Below are 14,956 nucleotides of genomic sequence, written 5' to 3'. Positions count from 1 at the left end.
AACTTCATGAGGATAAAACGGATAACTAATTAGTTACCTTTCATAGCTGATAACATACTGCCGTAAACGTTATTCAACGAGCTAAGGTTATTAGTCAATTTAGACATCTCTGACTTAAATTGTTGTGTTTCCTTAGAAGCTTCAGCCATATCCTGCATAGCAGTAGTCAGATTGCTATAAAAAGCATTCATTGCTTTCAGATGCTTGTTAGTATCTTGCAATTCTAACTCATATACGGCGTTAAGAGCACCCATGTTTTGCGTTATTTTACCAAACTGGGCTCTGTATTCCTGCGCATCTTTAGTAGCGTCTGCCATGCTGTTCATCGCTGTTACGGCTGTGCCATAAGCACTATTCATAGCAGTTACCTGGTTTGATGCAGTCTTTACATTTTTAGCATATTCGCTGGTAGCAACAGTAGCATCGCTTAAATCTGTCATTTTAGCTACCTGGCCAGTTAAACCCTGAATACCTGATTTAAGATTATCGAAAATATCAGGAGTAATTCTTGCATTGGCCAGCATATCATCCATTTTGGCTGTTAAACCAGCTCCTTGTGTAGGAGTAGCTCTTTTTACAGGCTCACCTGCATAATCATCAGCTAATTCAGGGTAAGCTCTTTCCCATTGATAATCTACCGGCGGGAAAAGGAATGATTGGATTGCATATAGAATAAAAATTACTGCTTCAGTTGCTAATCCAATGGGAAGCATAAAGGCAAGAGCCTCATAGTGCATGATTTTACCCATTGCCCCCAAGATTACAACCGCTGCACCTAATGCGTAAATTGTAGGTATAAATCTATCCCAAAAGAAGTTTGTACTTTTCTTTGCTGCCATTTGTTTAAATAAATTAAGAGTTTTATTATAATATCAAGTAAAAAAGGTTATCAGGACACGAAATAAATAATTTGTTGTCCTAATAAAAATTAAAGCAACAAATTTATTTTATGGATTATAACGGTGGAAGCCGTCAGAAATTTTATTCGCCAATAAATTTAAATGATTCTGACCTCGGAGTGAGTCTTTCTGCTTGGTAAAAAATCAATCAACAGGTTCTTTTTTAAAAGAATTGCGAAATACGAAGATAGTATTCTCTTACGAACACTTATTCTCCATACTTCGCAATGCATAAATTCATATTATTCTCTTCCAGGAACACTTCCCAAACGGTCCATTACACAACGGAAACCGATATAAGAACGACGTTCAGTACGATATTCATAAGTATTAGTACCTGTTTCCAGGAAATAAGCCACGTCCTTCCACGAACCACCTTTGATTACTTTTCTTGGTTCGTTTTCATCATTATATACAGGGTTTAAGTCCCACGTTACAGGCATATAAGATTCTGCATAAGCATCTTCACACCATTCTGCCACATTTCCTGCCATGTTGTATAAACCGTAATCATTCGGATTAAACGCATTTGAAGGAGCCGTATAAGGATACCCATCAGCACGGTAATTTCCACGATAAGGTTTGAAGTTGGCAAGGAAACAACCTTTACCATTCGCTACGTACGGGTTACCCCAAGGGTATTTAGCACCTTCTTTTCCACCACGGGCAGCCCATTCCCATTCAGCTTCTGAAGGCAAACGGAAGCGTGGAGAGCGGAAAGACTTGTGTTCTGTTAAGTAAGTATTATATAATTGTGAACGCCATTTACAAAAATATTTGGCGGCATCCCAGCTTACTCCTACTACAGGGTACATATCGAAAGCAGGAGACGAGTAATAGTACTCTGTCATCTGATCGCCGTTATGATAAGTAAAATCTTTTGTCCAGACCGATGTGTCAGGATATAACTGAGACATAATAAATTCTTCGCCAAGTACTGAAACCGAATCTTCAACCATACGATTCATAAACTGACGATACTCATGGTTAGTAATCTCTGTGTCGTCCATGTAGAAAGGCACAATCGTTACTCTTTTGTTCATCGAAACACGCGCCGACATTACATCTTCATCTGCTTGTCCCATCATCAAAGACCCCGAGGGAATCAAAACCATGCCATCCGGAGAGACCTGTTTATAACCTTTACGAGCAAAAGCATTGATTTGCCCATTACGGATACCGTCCATTCCAGCTTCTTTACTACTACCATCTTTTCCTTTCTTTCCACCAAATAAGCCACTGATCGGGTTCTTTCCAGATCCACAACCTTGCATTATAATAATTGGGGCAACGATTAACAGACTTTTAAATAAGGTCTTAAGCATTTGCTTGTTCATAGCGTAAAACAAGTTAATAATCTATATTTTGGGGTACTTACTCTATTTGTTGTAAAAACGAGGCTTATGAAAACATTATTGTATTAACATACAAAGTTATAAAAAAAACTGGATTTTTCCGGTAACACTCCACTTGTATAGCAATTATTAAGCCAAAAAACACCAAATCAATGTAATATTGAACCGGTTCAGATAATTTTATGCACCTGTATTGAAATTTTATTAATCATTCAAGAAAAGAAGAGGTAAGTCTCATTTTATTATTAAACGGCATAAATTGTGCCAAAATAACAATCTGAAAGTGTTAGAATAAGAAGATAAAGCAACTCTTATTCATCAATAGCGTTTTTTTCCTGATTAAACTCTAAAATTTTTCCTGCCAGAAATTTTGACTGTTTTTCTTAATTATGCACCTAAGTTACAATTATTTACCCGAAAAACCTTTAAAAATTATCATTAAAAATTAATAAAAATCTTTTGTGTCCAGGAAACTCAATGTTGCTTACTGCGTCAGTAACATAGGTATCAGTACCCTCTATCAGTATCTGTATCTTGGCGTACGGATAATTGATTTTTTACCGGCACGTGGAGGCGACAACGCATAACTAAGCATTACTTCGTGCGTAGTAGCACTTTTTGCCTGCACTCCTCCCACTATCACATCTATAGCATAACCTATTCTTAAGTTACCATTGAGAATATTAGCTCCTAAAAGAGCAGTCACTGCATCGCCCACACGATAGCTCGCTCCTAAATAATAAGTATTATCATAAGTAGCAATAGCTCCTGCCGAAAAGGTAGAGATACTCATATTACTCAGGTTCGCATTCAATAAAAACATCGGGCTTACATCAATCATATAAGATACACCGAACAACATACTGCCCGACAGATAGGCACTGCGTTGCAAAACATTGGTAGCACCATTGGAAGAAAGTCCGAATTTAGGTTCATTGAGGTGATTGACCGAAAGACCAATTGAGTAAGTAGGATTAAAAAAATAGGCCCCAGCCCCTAAATCAAGCGACGACTGCGATACTACCCCCGTCCCTAACAGCGGGTCATTATCATCTCTTGGGCGTAAGCGTCCATAATCTATCCCCCTGGTAAAAAGCCCGCCATTTACACCCAAAGCTAACTGACTACCACCTACCGGAATCTGATAAGCATAGGACAATTTTAAATCTCTCTGGATACTCGCGCCTATTTTGTCATTCACAAAGGTTAAACCAACCCCACTTCTTATCATTTTCAGTGGCATATTGGCAGATATTATCTGTGATACCGGAGCTCCACCATCGTCGAATGTACTTTGATACCCTGCATATTGAGTTCGGTAGATAGCCTGAAAACGCGTAACATTCTCTGAGCCCGCAGTCGCGGGATTAATAAATAGTTGATTGAAGTAATAATGACTGAATTGCGTATCTTGTTGAGCAGTAGCTGTAAAAAGTGTCAGAGACAATATTACAATGTAAATTTTTTTCATAGTAGGCCAGGGTCTTCTGTTTTTTCCTTGAGCAATATAAGCAAAAATACTATTTGTAATATTATAACGTAAAAAATTAGGCTAAACTTGTGGTTTAGCCTAATAAATTCTATGAAAGATGATTTGCTTTTTTGATGTAAAGTTCCAGAGCTCCTGTCATGGACGGAGCATTCGGAAGTGGGGCTTCTATATCAAGGATATAGCCTGCGTCCCTGATGGCTTTGGCAGTTGTTGGGCCAAAAGCTGCCAGCCGGGTATTGTTCTGTTGCCAGTTCGGAAAATTGGAATCTAACGAGGTAATTCCTGAAGGGCTATAGAAACAAATAATATCGTAGAAAACTTCTGTCAAATCAGATAAATCGGCAGGTACAGTTTCATACATAATGGCTTCTGTCAGGTGAAGGTCATTGCGATTCATCAGGTTAGGAATCTCGTTACTTCTGATGTTTGAACAGGGAAACAGGAATTTCTCGGTTTTATGTTTCAGAATCAGCGATTCCAGGTCAGCCGCTGTTTTTTGACCTACAAAAATTTTACGTTTTCTGATAACTATATATTTCTGTAAATAATTAGCCGTTTGTTCCGAAATACAGAAATACTTCATATCAATAGGTATTTCGATACGTAGTTCTTTGGCTATTCTGAAAAAATTATCCACTGCATTTCTACTCGTCAGAATGATAGCCGTATGGGCTAAAATATCCACTTTCTGACGACGGAAATCACGGTGGTCCAGGCCTTTGACTTCAATAAACGGGCGAAAATCTACTTTGAGATCGTATTTTTTTGCTAATTCAAAGTAGGGAGACTTTTCGTCAGTCGGTCTTGCCTGGGTTACTAAAATGCTCTCAACTTTACGGAGGCGTTCTTGAAGAAGGTTATCTGTCATTTCACTCATCCAAATTGCGGGGTTTCAAGTACAGAGTTTATTTCTGATATTAATTTTCAACAATAAAGTCAGCTTTAATAGCCATTTCGTTCCTGACAATTAAATTGCGAACCTGATTCCAAGTATAATGGGCAACAGTTCTACAATGCAAAGGTACGAAATTAAATAGAGACTTTGTATAGGTACGCTTCTATTTATCGTAAAATACAGGATAAGAAACCTGATAATATAGAATAAAATGATAGGTGTGTAAAGATAAGCTGTCCAGTTAAAGTCTATCGGAAAGTACTCCAAAAAGAGAACTAATAATATCATAACCAGAAAAGTATAAAAAATAATAGACGACTGAATAATTTTGAAATAATGCAAATCGACTACCTTTTCGAGGTTGAATAGCTGCCCGATAAGACTGATAAAAAAGTATTTGAAAATAAGTGCTATAAATACTGCCAGGCATATCCGGAAGTAGTTTGACGCCAATACACCAAGGGTTTCGCCTTCCTGTAAAAAGGTTCTTGCACCAAACACATAAATACCTTTGCTTTGCAATAACATACAGAAAAAGCTGATAATCATAGCCAGCATCACTATAAACGTGATGTTCATCCGGCTTAATGGCTTATTGATTAAGAAAGATTGATCCCGCACCAGCGTATTGAACAAATCCCGGAGGTTATAGTATCGTTCAAAAGCCCTTACATAAGAGTTTGATAAATAAGTAAATATGATAAGGATAAAAACAGACCCCAATACAAAGTAGTTTTTATATGGGGTTGGAGTACGTGGCTGAGCCTTAATGGTTGACTCAGCTAAAACAATCGGCTTTTGGTTTAATTGGCGTTTATACCCTAAATACAATTTCTTATCTTCAATATTAGGTGAGCCATACAAGGTGATATATATCTGTGGTTGCTCGTACACCTTATAGAGGCTATCGACATTCAGGATAATCCACTGATTAGCAGGAATTTTCTGACGCAAAGACCCATTGATAAATAAAAAATTATCTTCTTTTTGCGCATGAACCAGTAAATTATAACCCCGGTTACTTTCAACATCACAGAAAACAGTATGAGAAGGGTAGTTGACGTGCTGTTCGGCAATATATGGTACATAAGCTTTCATGCGGTCATTATACACCTGCCAGTCGTCATGATAATCATGTACGAGGTAGTACCCTCCGTTTGGCCCAACAGTTCCAGCAAACGAATGAAAGGAAATCAACAGGAAAAGTATATAAAGGCCCTTTTTCAATCTATTAAGCAGAATTTTTGCGCAAAATTAACAAAAAAAGGTCAGATTTTTACACCTGACCTTTATCATCTATACAAAATTTTTAAATTATGCTCTACCAAGGGCTTTTAGCATGGTAGCACCAATATCAGCCGGAGAAGCTACTACATGGATACCACACTCAGCCATGATTTTCATTTTTGCCGCAGCCGTATCATCAGCACCACCGATAATGGCTCCTGCATGACCCATACGACGACCTTTAGGGGCTGTCTGGCCTGCAATGAAACCTACAACCGGTTTAGTACCATGTTCTTTAATCCAATGCGCGGCTTCTGCCTCCATACCTCCACCAATTTCACCAATCATCACGATACCTTCAGTTTCAGGGTCATTCATCAATAATTCTACGGCTTCTTTAGTAGTTGTACCAATAATTGGGTCACCACCAATACCAATAGCTGTTGTTTGTCCTAAACCTGCTTTAGTCAACTGGTCAACGGCTTCATAAGTAAGAGTACCAGATTTTGATACCACCCCTATAGTTCCTTTTTTGAAGATAAAGCCAGGCATGATACCTACTTTACATTCTTCGGCAGTAATAATACCCGGACAGTTCGGACCAATCAAACGAACGTTCTTGCCTTGAATATAAGACTTTGCCACAACCATATCTTTTGTTGGGATACCTTCAGTAATACAAACAATTACTTTGATACCGCCATCAGCCGCTTCCATAATAGCATCTGCTGCAAAGGCAGGTGGTACAAAAATAATCGAAACATCTGCTCCTGTTGCTAATACGGCCTGCTCAACGGTGTTGAATACGGGTCTGTCTAAATGTTGTTGACCGCCTTTTCCGGGAGTAACACCACCTACCACATTAGAACCATATTCAATCATTTGTCCGGCATGGAAAGTTCCTTCAGAGCCTGTGAAACCTTGTACAATTATTTTTGAATTTTTATTGACTAAAACGCTCATTATATCATTGATTAGATGATTAGTAGAATTTTTATATACTTAAAATGAGAGTTGGGCATGGTACAAACTTGTACTTTTCTCATTTTTACGTAAAAGTAGCTTGAAATGAGAAAAGTGCAAAAGTTTTTTTAGAGCAAAAACTCTTATACATTAACCATAAAACATAAGTGTCTTATAATCAATTAATTGCACAATAAAAATAATCTATTAAAATTCAAATAACCTTTGATTCTTTACAATCAGATATAATAGGTGGCAGAAGAAAGACAAAAGTTTATAGATAGGGTCAAATGATGGTTTGTAAAAACAAACACATGAGAGTAAGCTTGAATAGATGTTGCAAATATAGCATATTTCTCATAAAAAATATAAACTATGAAAGGTATTTTGCAAAATTATTCTATATATGTCATTAACTTTCTAACCATCAATCTTTTACAATCTTTAGAAATATACTTTTGAACTAATAAATTCTGCTTGGGCAATCATATTAAAAGATTATTTTGATTTAACGATAGTCTTACTTGATTCAAAAAACACTAAATTTGTACCATCTTAATTAAAAATCTTTCCTTTGTCTTCAATGACCATTCAGACCAACGTATCGCTTAAGCCTTATAATACTTTCGGAATAGATGCCATTGCTAAATATTTTGTAGAGGCGTCAAGCATTGAGCAATTGCAAGAAATTCTGCAAAATCCGGAATATCAGGGTATCGAGCGTTTGATTTTAGGAGGTGGAAGTAACTTGTTATTGACCAAAGACTTTGACGGCATTGTGATAAAAATTGCCATTAAAGGCATAGAGAAATTTGAAGAAGATGAGCAGAATATATGGCTGAAAGTAGGTGCAGGTGAAGTATGGCATGATTTGGTAATGTATTGTGTCAATCATAATTATGCAGGGGTTGAAAACTTATCATTGATACCAGGCACAGTAGGCGCTGCTCCCATGCAGAATATCGGTGCCTATGGGGTAGAAATTAAAGAAGTATTTGAAAGCCTTGAAGCCATTGAAATAAAGACCGGGAAAAGCAGAATCTTTACGAAAGATGAATGTCAGTTCGGCTACCGTGAAAGTATTTTCAAGCATACAGTAAAAGGCGAATATATAATTGTAAACGTCAATTTCAAATTAGGCAAAACACCTGTTTATCATGTAGAATATGGGGCTATTAAAGATACCCTGGCTGAAAAGGGCATAGATCAATTAAGTATCAAAGCCATTAGCGATGCGGTTATCAGTATCCGCCAGAGTAAACTGCCTAATCCTGCTGAAATCGGTAACGCAGGTAGTTTCTTCAAAAACCCTGAGATACCCAAAGCACAATTTGATTTATTAAAAGAACAATTTCCTGCTATCCCCTCCTACCCTGTCAATGAGCAAACGGTAAAAGTACCTGCTGGCTGGTTAATTGAACAAGCAGGCTGGAAAGGTCAACGCTTTGGCAATATTGGTGTGCATGCCAAACAGGCCCTTGTATTAGTTAATTTCGGGGGTGGTAAGGGTAATGAGATAAAAGAACTCTCCCAGAAAATTCAGGATTCTATCAGAGAAAAATTCGGTATTCAACTACATGCTGAAGTGAACTTCGTTTAAACGCTATCTTATACATTCTGCTACCTGTTTTCAAGGCCGCTAATCTGTTGATTTTAGCCATTCGTCATTCCCACAGATTTTTTTTTATTTCTACGCAACCCTCTTTATCATTTTCTGCATCTTGTTTACGAAAAGCAAAAAAAATCTTTTTAAAAACTCCGCGGCAGTTTTTCTAAATATATCCAGAATAGAACATTTTAACGATTACAATTATGAAAACGCTTGTAAAAACACTCGCCGCATTAGCTGTTGCTATGACCATAAATTTCGGAGCATCAGCACAAGATGAAGAAGACCACTTCGGAACTTCAAAAAATAAAGACTACAGTCACGATTATGACCAGCACCACTACGAGAAAAAAGAAAGAAGATCTTACAATATGTTTTCTCGCAGAGACTTCGGATTATACCTCGGATTGAATACTTATGAAACCAAGGATATGCCGGAATTAGATAACTGGAACTCTCGTTATATAGGATTAAGCTGGAAGAAAAACCATCGTTTGATTACAGGCAAACAAGTAGATGTAGCTTTAGGAACAGGCTTTGAATTTGCCTGGAACAACTATATGCTGAAAAACAACATCACTTTAGCTAACCAGGCAGTTGGTGCTGATTTTATAGAAGTAAAAGACGATTTAGAGAAGTCTAAGTTGGTAGTTACCAATTTCAATATTCCGGTAATGCTACAATTTGGTTTTAAACAAAGTAAATGGATATTAGGCTTGGGAGCCTATGGTGGTGCAAGAATTGACAGCTATACCAAAACTAAGGGCGAAAATGGCACAAAACGTGACCACGGTGCTTATAATATGAACAAGTTTCACTACGGTTTAGCTGCAGAACTCGGGCACAAAAGCTTCACTATATTTGCCCGTTATCAAATGACTCCTATGTTTAAAGATAATAATCCTGTGAATGGTAATAGTATTATGTTTGGGATTCGCTTGTAAGCTATTACTACCAAAGCGTGCCACCCCTATAATCGTCTGAGTTTGGGGGTGGCACGCTTACTTCTACACCTTCAACTATTATTAAATTTTTTCAAAATCCTATAATCAGGTTTGTCATTGAGCCTAACTGTGATACAGTCATATTCGGACTGGTAGATCCGTGCCACGGTTTATATCATCTCAAAATCTAAAGGCTGAATATCAGGCTCTACAACACCCAACCGGGCTTCTTTTGTAAAGAGAAGGTCTTTTGTATAGAAAATAAAAGCATTGCCTCTATCAGCATACTTACTTTGCAGAAACTTATTACATACGCGCTCAAATGATTGTCCCTTAACTTCATTTCTATTCCAGAACTCATTCAGTAGCCATATCCAGAAAAACGTAATAGTATCATGGTAGCCACTCGAATCAGTGTTCATCCCTCCTACTGATTCATTATACACAGGGATATTCAGTCGCATTTCGGCTAATGCATTTTCATACCCTAATTCTGCTACATGCCATAGGCCTGTTATCAGATGTGCTTCGTGTGTCCATTCCTTAGAAGGAAGAGCCTTCGTACGAAAGCCATTGACAATATGCTCAAACTCTTTTCGGGTAGATGGGATATGATAATCCATTTTAGCAAATTTTATTTTGATATTTTCGCAAAAATCTGCTTAATAATACCTATTTCAAAATATTATTCTGCAATATTTTTCAATTTTATATTTTTTCTATATTTGTCAAAAAACTACTGATACTATGAGCCCGATTTTCGACCATACCCTGCTTAAATTGATACAAGTAGCCACTTCACTTTTTGCAGGTGTCCTTTTTCTTCAATCCGGTTTTGATAAAGTGATTGATTTCAGCGGCAATAAATCTTATATACAAAGTGTATTTGCCAAAACTTTTCTGAGCAGTGTCTCTACGGTTCTATTTATTGTCATTACTATTTTAGAAGTATCGGCAGGCATTACAAGTTTCTTAGGCGGAATTTACTATTTCGTAGAAGGACAAGCAGATTTTGCCATTTTAGGTTTAGAATTAGCCGCATTAGCCATTCTGAGCCTTTTTACAGGTCAACGGATTGCAAAGGACTATGCAGGAGCCGCTTCTTTAGTAGGCTATTTCTTATTAATGATTTTTGGACTTTATTTGTACTCTTTGCAGGGCTAAAAACCATCTGAACACTTTGAAAGGCATTCAGGTATCAAAACCATTCGCTTTGCATATCAATAGTAACCTGGTCGGCGCTTAATAAACGCTTAATAAGTGGGTCTGCTTTTACCAGTTCATATTCATAAAAATAACGGGCAGTCATGAGTTTCCCCTGATAAAAATCCCGGTCTGAATCGTGTGCTTTTGGTAGATTTTTCTGCGCAATAATGCCTTGTTTTAGCCATTGCCAGGCAATCGTAATAAGGCCGAATAGTTCTAAATATAAAGTAGCATCAGATAGGTATTTTTCTACTTCACCTTTTTGAGCTAAGCCCAATAAATGCCCTGTAACCTGTTGCGCTTTACCTAACGTCTTTTGTAATTGCTCAGCTAAAGGTTTTAGTTCATTAACAATGTTAGCCTCACCCAATGTTTTAGAAACTTCTTCAAAGAAAATCTGTGAGGCTTTGCCTTGTTGCATCGTAATTTTCCTGCCCAGAAGGTCAAGCCCATGAATGCCCGTTGTACCCTCATGTATCGGGTGAATGCGTGCTTCACGATAGTATTGCTCTACCGGGAAATCAGTAGTATAACCTGCTCCACCTAAAATCTGAACGGCAGCACTCGTAGAAAGACAACACATTTCAGATGGGTAAGATTTGGCAATTGGGGTCAGTAAATCTAATAATAGCTGTGCTTTCTCTTTAGTTTCACCTTCTGATACATGAGCAATATCAGCTAATTGGCTGCAATACATTAATAGTGCAAATGCCCCTTCCGTAACTGCTTTCTGAAACAACAACATGCGCTTCACATCTGCATGATTAATGATAGGCGTTTGTGGCTTTGAAAGGTCTTTTTCTGAAATCCTTCTGCCTTGTGGGCGTTCTTTTGCATAAGTTAAAGAAGTATGATAAGCAGCTATACCGATAGAAACTGCATTCAAGCCAACACCTATACGTGCCTCATTCATCATCTGAAACATATAGTTCAAGCCTTTATGCGGGTCACCTACCAGATAGCCTTCACAATCATCGTTTGAGCCCATCATCAGATGCGCAATAGGTGCTCCTTTGTAGCCCATTTTATGATACACCCCGGCAGTAATCACATCATTAGGAGTGAGTTTATCATTGCTATCAGGTCTTTGCTGAGGTACTACAAACAAAGAAATACCCTTTGCTCCCAATGGCCCGCCTTTAATTTTGGCCAGCATCAGATGCACTACATTATCGCAGGCATCATGGTCGCCGCAGGAAATGAATATTTTTTGTCCTTTGATTTTATAAACACCTTCTTGGTCTGTAGGCTCTCCCGAAGTCGTAATATCAGATAATGAGCTTCCGGCATTGGGTTCGGTCAATGCCATAGTACCTTGCCACTCGCCAGAATACATTTTGGGTGTGAAAGTATCTATCAAAGCCTTTGAGCCAAAGCTACGAATCAGGTTAGCCGCTCCGGTAGTCAGAAAAGGAAAAACACTTGCCGAATAGTTGGCAGTTTGAAAGATAAAGCCTGCGGCATTCAAGATAGTAGCAGGCAGTTGTTGCCCTCCTTCATCATAAGAAAAACCAGCGTTTATCCAGCCATCCTGCCCGAATTGCTTCACAATCGGCTTCATTCCAGCGTGTACCCTTATCTTACCTTCTACCAACTGCGGCTCTTTTCTATCCATTTCAGTTAGTAAGGGATATAGCATTTTTTCTGCTATCTGCTGGGCAGCATCAAGAACCATATCGAATGATTCACGAGTATGATCCTGAAAATAAGGATAGTTACTAAGTGCTTCACTATCAAGTACTTCATATAGGTTAAACTGAATATCCCGTTTTGAAAAAAACATAGAGCAGGTTTAATTATTATTTTTCTGACCGAAAAGCAAAGATTTTTGGGTCAGACAAGCGGTCCGCCGCTGCGGGCGTATTTTGCAGACATAGCCTGTAGCTACGTCGAAAAAACACAACGCAGTATGGCGCAAAAAGATAGCCTTGCAGGTCGAACTATAATATTTAAACATGCTCTCCTACCTTCTTCTACGTTTGCCTTTATCTTTATTAGAACTGTTTCTATCTGAACTGGAGCTTCTTTTTGAACCACCTCTACCCGAATCGCCTTTTCTGGAACCACCTCTTGATGAACCACCTCTACCATCACGTCCTCTGCTCTTATTAGACATTCCTGAAGATGATTTATAGGCTTTTCCGCCAACACTTACCAATTCCAGATCCATGCTTCTACGCTCCAGGTCTGTAGCTTTTACACGTACTTTTACAGCCTCTCCAAAGGTAATGATTCGTCCGGTACGTTTACCTACTATACGGAAATTCTCTTTATCCAATTCGTAGAAATCATCATTTAAATCAGCAAGCCGCACCATACCTTCGCAATTAGTGGAAGTTATCTCCACAAAAATCCCAAAGTCTGTTACACCCGTTACTACTCCATCAAAAATTGAATTATGGTCTTGCATACTCATAAACTCGACCTGCTTATATTTGATAGAAGCACGTTCGGCTTCGGCAGCTAACTTCTCACGATCTGAGGAATGCTTCGATTTTTTCTCGTACTCTTCCAGACTTGGCGCTTTTTTCTTATCCAGATAATTCTGTAGCAAGCGATGCGCCATCATATCAGGATAACGACGGATGGGTGAAGTAAAATGGCTGTAATGCTCAAATGCCAGACCAAAATGTCCTAAAGGCTCAGTAGTATAGCGAGCCTTAGACATAGTTCTTACTGCCAGTTGCTCTAATACATTCTGCACGGGTGTGCCTTCTACCTCCTCCATCATTTTATTCATGGTATTCGATAACCCCTTCTCTGAGTCCGTTCTGATTGTAAAGCCCAAGCGACCTGCAAAATTGGCAAAGTTCAGTAGTTTCTCAGGATTCGGTGGTTCATGGGTGCGATACACCATTGTATTACCGCTTTCTGGTTCTTCTCCATCTTTACTTTTCTTTTTCCTGCCCAGATTAAAGACAAATTCAGCCACTTTTTTATTAGCCAGTAGCATAAACTCCTCTATTAATTTATGCGAGTCTTTTCTTATCTTCAGTACAACTCCCAATGGTTTCCCCTGAGCATCAAGTCTGAATTTTACTTCATTGGTTTCAAAATTGATAGCTCCTTTCTGGAATCGTTCCTTTTTCAGAATTTTTGCCAGGTGGTTGAGGATATGTAGCGGTTTCATATATTTGAGTGCTACCTCATCTACCACTATCTGCCCTTCTTCTATTTCTAAAATCTCCTGGGCTTCTTCGTAGGTAAATCTTTTATCTGAATGAATAACCGTCCGACCAAACCATTCGCCTACTACCCGACCATCATGACTCATTTCAAAAACAGCAGAGAAAGTCAGTTTATCTTCATTCGGGCGAAGAGAACATAAATTATTTGATAGCTTCTCCGGTAACATCGGGATAGTTCTGTCTACAAGATATACTGATGTGGCCCGGCTTAATGCCTCTTCCTCTAACCTTGTACCCGGTTTTACATAATGCGTTACATCTGCAATATGCACCCCTATTTCATAATTGCCATTATCTAACTCGCGGAAACTCAGGGCATCGTCAAAGTCTTTGGCATCATGCGGGTCAATCGTGAAGGTTTGAATATGTCTGAAATCTCTTCTTTTCTTAATCTCATTCTCTTCAATCTTTTCAGAAATTGCCTCTGCTTCTTCTTCAATTTCTTTCGGGAATCTGATAGGCAAACCAAACTCTGCTAAAATGGCATGCATTTCAGCGTTATTCTCACCTGCTTTTCCTAAAATCTCGATTACCTCACCAACAGCTTGTTGAGTGCCAGTAGGATACGTATGGATTTTTACGATAACAAGGTCATTTTTAGTCGCTCCATTGATTTTATCTTTAGGAATAAAAATATCTTCATGGAGGCTTTTGTGGTCGGGTTTCACCAAAGCATAATTGCCAAAAGTCTGTATTTTCCCTACTACTTCACTTCTACCCCTTTCCAAAATTTCTATCACTCTTCCTTCAGGATTATCGCCCTTTCGGTAGAACTCTCCGAATGTCGCCACTTTTACCAGGTCGCCGTCAATTGCTCCGTTCAGATCATCTGCGCTTACCCAGATGTCCGGCTTGTTTTCGTCGTGTCTGATAAATCCAAAACGCGGATTCACATGGTCGAGACGGCCAATCACTGCATTGGCTTCGGCATCGACTGTATATTTACCTTTCTCTACCTGATATATCTTCCCTTCCTGCAACAGGTCTTCTATCACCATACCAAAAAGCATTTTTTCCTGCTTGTTATGTACATCATAATGTTGATAAAGGTCTTGCAGCGTATAGGGTTGTGTGGTATTGACCGACAAAAAAGCTAAAATCTCGGCTTTTTGCTGGTCATAATATGATTGATGTTTATTTTTTGCCATTTTACTGTTTGGCGAACCAGTGGCTCGCCT

12 protein-coding genes are annotated in these 14,956 nt (G+C 38.5%); 3 read left to right on the top strand and 9 right to left on the bottom strand.

Features of this window, described 5'->3' with window-relative positions:
• Positions 1-29 precede the first annotated feature (29 nt).
• The 6 genes from gldL to sucD form a co-directional block, all read right to left on the bottom strand.
• Positions 30-839 (bottom strand): gliding motility protein GldL, encoded by an 810-nt coding sequence (gene gldL / locus H1R81_RS08015; protein WP_181840188.1) that lies wholly within the window; start codon positions 837-839, stop codon positions 30-32.
• A 302-nt stretch (positions 840-1,141) separates the two neighbouring features.
• A complete protein-coding gene (locus H1R81_RS08010) occupies positions 1,142-2,224 on the bottom strand; it encodes an SUMF1/EgtB/PvdO family nonheme iron enzyme (RefSeq protein WP_229251080.1) in 1,083 nt (360 codons plus the stop codon).
• A gap of 550 nt (positions 2,225-2,774) precedes the next feature.
• Positions 2,775-3,725 (bottom strand): type IX secretion system membrane protein PorP/SprF, encoded by a 951-nt coding sequence (locus H1R81_RS08005; protein WP_181840186.1) that lies wholly within the window; start codon positions 3,723-3,725, stop codon positions 2,775-2,777.
• 109 nt (positions 3,726-3,834) lie between these two features.
• On the bottom strand, positions 3,835-4,623 hold the full coding sequence (locus H1R81_RS08000) for a uroporphyrinogen-III synthase (protein ID WP_181840185.1): 789 nt from the start codon (positions 4,621-4,623) through the stop codon (positions 3,835-3,837).
• Positions 4,624-4,713: 90 nt separating this feature from the next.
• Positions 4,714-5,868 (bottom strand): DUF4271 domain-containing protein, encoded by a 1,155-nt coding sequence (locus H1R81_RS07995; RefSeq protein ID WP_181840184.1) that lies wholly within the window; start codon positions 5,866-5,868, stop codon positions 4,714-4,716.
• Between the two features lie 87 nt (positions 5,869-5,955).
• Complete coding sequence (gene sucD, locus H1R81_RS07990) at positions 5,956-6,831, bottom strand: succinate--CoA ligase subunit alpha (RefSeq protein WP_181840183.1); 876 nt, start codon at positions 6,829-6,831, stop codon at positions 5,956-5,958.
• A gap of 583 nt (positions 6,832-7,414) precedes the next feature.
• Between sucD and murB the strand changes: the two genes are divergently transcribed.
• Positions 7,415-8,431, top strand: a complete 1,017-nt coding sequence (gene murB, locus H1R81_RS07985; protein ID WP_181840182.1) for a UDP-N-acetylmuramate dehydrogenase — start codon at positions 7,415-7,417, stop codon at positions 8,429-8,431.
• Between the two features lie 212 nt (positions 8,432-8,643).
• Positions 8,644-9,384, top strand: coding sequence for an outer membrane beta-barrel protein (locus H1R81_RS07980; RefSeq protein ID WP_181840181.1), 741 nt, complete (start codon positions 8,644-8,646; stop codon positions 9,382-9,384).
• Positions 9,385-9,554: 170 nt separating this feature from the next.
• Here H1R81_RS07980 and H1R81_RS07975 read toward each other — a convergent pair whose 3' ends face one another.
• Positions 9,555-10,007 (bottom strand): hypothetical protein, encoded by a 453-nt coding sequence (locus H1R81_RS07975; RefSeq protein ID WP_181840180.1) that lies wholly within the window; start codon positions 10,005-10,007, stop codon positions 9,555-9,557.
• A gap of 124 nt (positions 10,008-10,131) precedes the next feature.
• Here H1R81_RS07975 and H1R81_RS07970 point away from each other — a divergent pair, with 124 nt between their 5' ends.
• A complete protein-coding gene (locus tag H1R81_RS07970; protein WP_181840179.1) occupies positions 10,132-10,548 on the top strand; it encodes a DoxX family protein in 417 nt (138 codons plus the stop codon).
• 34 nt (positions 10,549-10,582) lie between these two features.
• On the opposite strand, the gene H1R81_RS07965 is transcribed toward H1R81_RS07970, so the two are convergent.
• Positions 10,583-12,373, bottom strand: a complete 1,791-nt coding sequence (locus H1R81_RS07965) for an acyl-CoA dehydrogenase (RefSeq protein ID WP_181840178.1) — start codon at positions 12,371-12,373, stop codon at positions 10,583-10,585.
• Between the two features lie 180 nt (positions 12,374-12,553).
• Entirely contained in the window at positions 12,554-14,926 is a 2,373-nt protein-coding gene (gene rnr / locus H1R81_RS07960; RefSeq protein ID WP_181840177.1) for a ribonuclease R, read from the bottom strand.
• Between the last annotated feature and the right edge of the window lie 30 nt (positions 14,927-14,956).

The organism is Emticicia sp. BO119, assembly GCF_013912375.1.
Classification (GTDB): domain Bacteria; phylum Bacteroidota; class Bacteroidia; order Cytophagales; family Spirosomataceae; genus Emticicia.
The sequence above is the reverse complement of the archived record's forward strand: the minus strand, read 5'-3'. Positions and strand labels throughout refer to the sequence as shown.

Excerpts from the sequence above, each read along its gene's own strand:
- H1R81_RS08005 (WP_181840186.1), bottom strand. The coding sequence starts at position 3,725 with ATGAAAAAAATTTACATTGTAATATTGTCTCTGACACTTTTTACAGCT.
- murB (WP_181840182.1), top strand. The coding sequence starts at position 7,415 with ATGACCATTCAGACCAACGTATCGCTTAAGCCTTATAATACTTTCGGA.
- rnr (WP_181840177.1), bottom strand. The coding sequence starts at position 14,926 with ATGGCAAAAAATAAACATCAATCATATTATGACCAGCAAAAAGCCGAG.
- sucD (WP_181840183.1), bottom strand. The coding sequence starts at position 6,831 with ATGAGCGTTTTAGTCAATAAAAATTCAAAAATAATTGTACAAGGTTTC.
- H1R81_RS07975 (WP_181840180.1), bottom strand. The coding sequence starts at position 10,007 with ATGGATTATCATATCCCATCTACCCGAAAAGAGTTTGAGCATATTGTC.
- gldL (WP_181840188.1), bottom strand. The coding sequence starts at position 839 with ATGGCAGCAAAGAAAAGTACAAACTTCTTTTGGGATAGATTTATACCT.
- H1R81_RS08000 (WP_181840185.1), bottom strand. The coding sequence starts at position 4,623 with ATGAGTGAAATGACAGATAACCTTCTTCAAGAACGCCTCCGTAAAGTT.
- H1R81_RS08010 (WP_229251080.1), bottom strand. The coding sequence starts at position 2,224 with ATGCTTAAGACCTTATTTAAAAGTCTGTTAATCGTTGCCCCAATTATT.
- H1R81_RS07980 (WP_181840181.1), top strand. The coding sequence starts at position 8,644 with ATGAAAACGCTTGTAAAAACACTCGCCGCATTAGCTGTTGCTATGACC.
- H1R81_RS07965 (WP_181840178.1), bottom strand. The coding sequence starts at position 12,373 with ATGTTTTTTTCAAAACGGGATATTCAGTTTAACCTATATGAAGTACTT.
- H1R81_RS07970 (WP_181840179.1), top strand. The coding sequence starts at position 10,132 with ATGAGCCCGATTTTCGACCATACCCTGCTTAAATTGATACAAGTAGCC.